6 protein-coding genes and 1 pseudogene are annotated in these 5,795 nt (G+C 74.7%); 5 read left to right on the top strand and 2 right to left on the bottom strand.

The genetic code is table 11. The features are described 5' to 3' along the window. Positions 1 to 49 precede the first annotated feature (49 nt). The 4 genes and pseudogenes from EF918_RS31560 to EF918_RS38720 all read left to right on the top strand — a co-directional run bounded on the left by EF918_RS31560 (position 50) and on the right by EF918_RS38720 (position 2,784). Positions 50 to 1,375, top strand: coding sequence for a M20/M25/M40 family metallo-hydrolase (locus EF918_RS31560; protein WP_125652345.1), 1,326 nt, complete (start codon positions 50 to 52; stop codon positions 1,373 to 1,375). Between the two features lie 129 nt (positions 1,376 to 1,504). Next, a complete protein-coding gene (gene chpH / locus EF918_RS31555) occupies positions 1,505 to 1,738 on the top strand; it encodes a chaplin ChpH (protein WP_125652344.1) in 234 nt (77 codons plus the stop codon). A gap of 92 nt (positions 1,739 to 1,830) precedes the next feature. After that, positions 1,831 to 2,076 (top strand): annotated as a pseudogene (locus tag EF918_RS38725) (chaplin); the annotation flags it as partial. Positions 2,077 to 2,616: 540 nt separating this feature from the next. Continuing rightward, positions 2,617 to 2,784: a hypothetical protein gene (locus EF918_RS38720; RefSeq protein WP_260610843.1), complete on the top strand. Its 168-nt coding sequence runs from the start codon at positions 2,617 to 2,619 to the stop codon at positions 2,782 to 2,784. A gap of 82 nt (positions 2,785 to 2,866) precedes the next feature. Here EF918_RS38720 and EF918_RS31545 read toward each other — a convergent pair whose 3' ends face one another. Then, on the bottom strand, positions 2,867 to 3,055 hold the full coding sequence (locus EF918_RS31545) for a DUF5703 family protein (RefSeq protein WP_125652343.1): 189 nt from the start codon (positions 3,053 to 3,055) through the stop codon (positions 2,867 to 2,869). Positions 3,056 to 3,102: 47 nt separating this feature from the next. On the opposite strand from EF918_RS31545, the gene EF918_RS31540 reads away from it, so the two are divergent. Continuing rightward, positions 3,103 to 3,876 carry a hypothetical protein gene (locus tag EF918_RS31540; protein ID WP_260610842.1) on the top strand — a complete coding sequence of 258 codons (774 nt, stop codon included), beginning with the start codon at positions 3,103 to 3,105 and terminating at the stop codon, positions 3,874 to 3,876. A 148-nt stretch (positions 3,877 to 4,024) separates the two neighbouring features. On the opposite strand, the gene EF918_RS31535 is transcribed toward EF918_RS31540, so the two are convergent. Continuing rightward, on the bottom strand, positions 4,025 to 5,795 hold a 1,771-nt coding region (locus EF918_RS31535; protein ID WP_125652342.1), incomplete at its 5' end, for an ATP-binding domain-containing protein.

The following is a 5,795-nucleotide window of genomic DNA, read 5'->3' as shown; positions in this document are numbered from 1 at the left end:
GATGGGGGGAGGGCCGCCAGCGGCCAGTCGATCAGTGGGAGGAAGCAGCGTGAGCGAGTCGAGCACCGGCAGGACCGTCACCGGCGAGGACGAGGTCGTCGACCTCTGCCGGGACCTCATCCGGATCGACACCAGCAACTACGGCGACCACTCCGGCCCCGGCGAACGCAAGGCCGCCGAGTGGGTGGCCGAGAAGCTCGCCGAGGTGGGCCTGGAGCCGCAGATCTTCGAGTCGCACAAGGGGCGGGCCTCCACCGTCGCCCGGATCGAGGGCGAGGACCCGTCGCGGCCCGCCCTGCTGATCCACGGGCACACGGACGTGGTCCCGGCCAATGCGGCCGACTGGACGTACGACCCGTTCTCCGGCGAGATCGCCGACGGGTGCGTGTGGGGCCGGGGTGCGGTCGACATGAAGGACATGGACGCGATGACCCTGGCGGTCGTCCGGGACCGGCTGCGCAGCGGCCGCAAGCCGCCCCGGGACATCGTGCTCGCCTTCCTCGCCGACGAGGAGGCCGGCGGCGTCTACGGCGCCCGCCACCTGGTCGACAAGCACCCCGGCCTGTTCGAGGGGGTCACCGAGGCGATCGGCGAGGTCGGCGGCTTCTCGTTCACCGTCAACGAGAACCTGCGGCTGTACCTGATCGAGACCGCCCAGAAGGGCATGCACTGGATGCGGCTGACCGTGGACGGCACCGCCGGCCACGGCTCCATGACCAACAACGACAACGCCATCACCGAGCTGTGCGAGGCGGTCGGCCGGCTGGGCCGGCACCAGTTCCCGGTCCGGGTCACCAAGACCGTCCGGTCCTTCCTCGACGAGCTCTCGGACGCGCTGGGCACCCCCCTCGACCCGGAGGACATGGACGCCACCCTCGCCAAGCTGGGCGGCATCGCCAAGATCATCGGCGCCACCCTGCGGAACACCGCCCAGCCGACCATGCTCGGCGCCGGCTACAAGGTCAACGTGATCCCCGGCCAGGCCGTGGCGCACGTCGACGGCCGTTTCCTGCCGGGGTACGAGGACGAGTTCCTGGCCGATCTCGACCGGATCCTCGGCCCCCGGGTCAAGCGCGAGGACGTCCACGGGGACCGGGCCCTGGAGACCGACTTCGACGGCCGCCTCGTCGACGCCATGCAGGGCGCCCTCAAGGCGGAGGACCCGATCGCGCGGGCGGTCCCGTACATGCTCTCGGGCGGTACGGACGCCAAGTCCTTCGACGACCTCGGCATCCGCTGCTTCGGCTTCGCGCCGCTGCAGCTCCCGCCGGAGCTGGACTTCGCCGGGATGTTCCACGGCGTCGACGAGCGGGTGCCGGTGGACGGGCTGAAGTTCGGGGTACGCGTGCTCGACCGATTCATCGATAACTGCTGAGAATCGGGAAGGTGTGCGCATCTCACCGGGAAGAGTGAATGCGCTCATACGCTCGTAGCCCTGGTGGGACCTCCTCGTTACAGGTGGTGCGGTCCGCGGCTGGGACCGCATTGCCTACTAGGAGGAATGATGATCAAGAAGGTTGTCGCCGCCGCGGCTGCCACCGGTGGTCTGGTTCTCGCGGGTGCGGGCCTGGCCGTCGCCGACGCCGGTGCGCAGGGTGCCGCTGTCGGCTCCCCGGGCGTCCTGTCCGGCAACGTCGTCCAGGTGCCGGTCCACGTTCCGGTGAACGTGTGCGGCAACACGATCAACGTCATCGGTCTGCTGAACCCCGCCTTCGGCAACACCTGCATCAACAACTGAAGTAGCTGAAGTCCCGGGCCCCGGAACGCACTCCAGCGTTCCGGGGCACCGGGCTTTTTCACAGGGCTTTCCCAGGGGGCGAGAACGTACTGATGCAGATGCACCAGCAGATGCGACGACAGGTGACCCGCAGGACGCTGGTCACCGTGGCGGCCGTGGGCGGGGCGCTCGCGGCCGGTGGGGGTTACGCGCAGGCGGACGCGGGCGCGCAGGCCGAGGCGGCGAACTCGCCGGGCGTGCTGTCCGGCAATGCCGTCTCGGCGCCGGTCCACGCGCCGGTGAACGTGTGCGGCAACACCGTGAACGCGCCAGGCGCCCTGAACCCGGCCTTCGGCAACCCGTGCGGGAACCGCTCCCACGGCGGTCCCCGCCAACCGGGCCACCCCGGCCATCCTGGCCAGCCGGGTCATCCTGGCCATCCCGGGCATCCGGGCCAACCGGGCCACCCTGGCCACCCTGGCCAGCCGGGCCATCCCGGTGGTCCCGGTGGTCCTGGTGGTCATGGCGATCCGGGTACGCCCGGGCTCCCGGGTCACCCCGGGCATCCCGGGCATCCCGGGCACCCGGGCTACCCCGGCGGGCCGGGCGGCGACGACTGCGAGCCGGGGCACCCCGGTAACCCCGGCCATCCCGGCAACCCCGGGAACGGTAATCCCGGCCAGCCCGGTAACCCCGGCAACGGAAACCCGGGTCAGCCCGGCAACGGAAACCCGGGTAACCCCGGCAACGGCAACCCGGGTCAGCCCGGCAACGGAAACCCGGGTCAGCCCGGGCACCCCGGCGGCAACTCGGGCAACCCGGGCACGCCCGGCCAGCCAGGAGGGCCCGGTGCCCCGGGCAGCCCCGGCGCCCAGCCGGGTACCGGGGGCGTCACGCCCGTGACGCACCCGGGGACCGGTACGCCGGGTGGCCCCGGCGCCCCCGGCGCCCCCGGCGCGCTCGCCGAGACCGGCGGGAGCGGTGCCCTGGGCATCGCCGCGCCGCTCGCCGGTGGGCTGTTGCTCGGTGGTGCGCTGCTCTACCGGCGGGCCCGCGGCGCCGCCTGACGGCGGCTCCGGGGGCTTGACGGGCCTGACGGGCCCGAGGCGGGGCCGTGGGCCCCGGGGAGTTCCCCGGGGCCCACGGCCTTCACCACGTGGCGCGGATCTGGCGGATGATCCGCCGCCGCAGCCGTACCCGCCGGCTGCCGTCGCGCATCAGCGTCAGCCGGTCCAACTCCCAGTTCCCGTACTCGGCATGGTCGGTCAGCAGGCGGGTCGCCTCCTTGCGGGGCACACCGCGGGGCACGTACACGTCGACAAATTCGTATTCCGGCATCGCATCTATTGTGCGGGCACCGGCCTGCTACGGATAGCGTCTGCACTATGTCTGATGCCGCTCTGCCCACCGTTGCCGAGGTACGTGCCGCCGCCGAGGCGGTCAAGGCCGCGCTCGATCGTCACCTGGCCGCGGTCGAGAGCCGCTCCGGGGCCAAGGACCCTGTCGTGCAAGCCGCGTTCAACGAACTCGCCGCGACGGCCGAGGCCTACGACGAGCTGCTCTACGAGGTGTACGACGAGGTCATTCCCTTCGAGATCCCGGAGGGCGAGGACGGGGTCCCGTACACCGGGCCCGCCGAGCCCACCGCGTTCAGCGTGCTGATCCGCCGTGACTACGCCGTCGCCGAACCGCAGCGGCTGATCGCCCAGGCGGAACGGGTCGCCGCGCACGACCGGGACGCCGAACTCCTCCACGACGGCGGCACGGCCGGCGCGCTCGGGGTGCTGTTCGGTGAGTACGAGGCCGACGAAATCGCCTCGCGCTACAAGGAGTTCGGTCTGGAGGAGGGCGACTCCACCTTGTGGGTGGCGGCCCTGGAGGAACCCGCCGAGCCGGGGGAGTGGCTGGCCACCCCCTTCGACCAGGCCGATCCGGAGAGCGTCCTGCACCGCTTCGACGTCAGTTCCGTCTTCGACGACGAGCACGACGAGCTCTACGACGAGCCCGAGGAGCATGACGGGCCCGACCTCGACCACGAAGACCACGAAGACCACGAAGACCACGACGAGGACCACGACGACCCCGAGGACCACGAGCACGACGGGGCCGGGCGCCACGGGGCGCACCAGGGTGACGGCCTGGAGACGGCCGACCGCTGACCGTCCCCGCCGTCCCTGCCGGGCGGCCGGCCGGATCGGCCGGCCGCCCGGCCGTTCCGGTCACCCCACCGCTGTCGGCGTTCCGCGCCGGCAGCGGTGGTGCGTCGGGGGCCGGGCCGGGCCGGGCGCGCCGGGCCGACGGGGGTGGCTACTGCTCCGCGCGCGCCGCGGCCGCCAGGCCCCGCAGCAGGCCCGTCAGTCGGGTCGTCCTCGGCTTCGACGTGCCCTCGGCCACCGCGCGCGGCAGGGCCTGGTCCACGCCGTGGACCACCGACAGGTGCCGCTCGGCCCGGCCGAACGCGGTGTAGACCCAGTCCCGGGACAGCGCGTCCACGGCGTCGCCCGGCAGGACCACGACCACCGCGGGCCAGCGGCTGCCCACGGCCTGGTGGGCGGTCAACGCCCAGCCGTGCCGCACCGCGGACTCCACCTGCTCCTTCGGTACGACGACCCGCCCGCCCGCGCCCGGACAGTCCAGGTGCAGCCCCTCGGCGTCGGCCGAGACCACCTGCCCGGGCAGGGCCCGGCCGGGGGAGGGGACGTACACGATCCGGTCGCCGGGGTCGAACCCGCCGAACCGGCCCGGGCCGGGGTTGAGGCGCTCCTTGAGCGCGGCGTTCAGCGCGCGGGTGCCGGCCGCGCCGCCATGGCCCGGGGTGATCACCTGGACCGCCTGCGGCGGCAGGCCGAAGGCCCGCGGTACGGACTCCACCACGAGCTGCACCGTGCGGTGCACGGCCTCGGCGGCGTCCCGCACCGGGACGATGACGACCTCCTTGCCCGGGGCGTCGACCTGGTTCAGCTCGCCGATGCCGATCCCGGACACCAGCTCGCCCACCGGGCCGGGGTCGGGGGTCCGCGAGGCCAGCACCGGGCAGGCCCGGGCCGCGAGCACGTCGCCGAACACCCGGCCGGGGCCGGCCGGCCCCAGCACGCCCGGGTCCCCGGACAGCACCAGGCGGGCCCCGTCCGGGACCGCCTCGACGAGCGCGGCGGCGCTCTCCACGTCGAGCTGGGGGGCGTCCGTGACGATCAGCAGGTCCAGCGGGAACTGGCCCTCGGCGTCCCGGCCGGGCCCCTCGGTGCCGGCGAGCAGCCCGGCAACGGTCACCACGCCGGCCGCCGCGGGCTCCGGGACCCGGTCCCGCGTCGCGGGGGCGTGCGTGACCAGCCAGGCGTCCAGGCCCAGGCCGCGGGCCGCCGCGAGCAGGGCCAGCGGCTCGGCGCGGGCGGCCTCGCCGCCGGTGTGGGCGACCAGGCCGTGGGCGGCCACGGCGCGGATCAGCTCGCCGGCGGAGCGGCCCGGTGCCGCCGCGGCGGCCCGCTCCCAGTCCTCGCCGGCGGCGGGCCGGGCGAACGTGTTCACGATCCGGGCCAGGCCGTCCGCCAGGCTCTCCTCGGCCAGGGCGGCCGACTCCAGCCCGACCAGGACCCGTACGGGCGGCTCCTCGTCCTCGGCGACCGGCTCGTCCAGCGGCTCCTGGAACACCAGGACCGTGGCCTCCGCGACGGCCGCCTCCAGGGCGCCCTCCGGGTCCGGTACGCCGTACTGGGCCAGGGCCTTGTGCAGGACGGGGGCCTCCAGGGCGGTGTGGCCCTTCAGCTCGGCCTGGGCCAGCAGCCAGCCCAGCACCGCCCGGGACCGGCGGGGGTCCTCGGGGCCGCAGTCCGGGCCGAGCAGGGCCCGGGCGAACCCGTCCGCCTGGGCGGGGCGGACGCCGGGCACCGACAGCAGCAGCCAGGGGTCCTCGGCGAGGGCCCGGCCGCCGCCCTCGCCGAGGACCTCGGCGGTCCGGGCGGCCAGCGCCCGCGGGGCGCCGCCGCGCGCGAGCACGGCCGCCACCTCCTCGACGAGCGGGGCCGACGGGGCCGTCGGCCAGTCGACCGCGGCCGCGAGCTCCGCGGACGGGGACGCGGGC

Source organism: Streptomyces sp. WAC06614, from assembly GCF_003949795.1.
Lineage (GTDB): Bacteria > Actinomycetota > Actinomycetes > Streptomycetales > Streptomycetaceae > Streptomyces.
The sequence above is the reverse complement of the archived record's forward strand: the minus strand, read 5'-3'. Positions and strand labels throughout refer to the sequence as shown.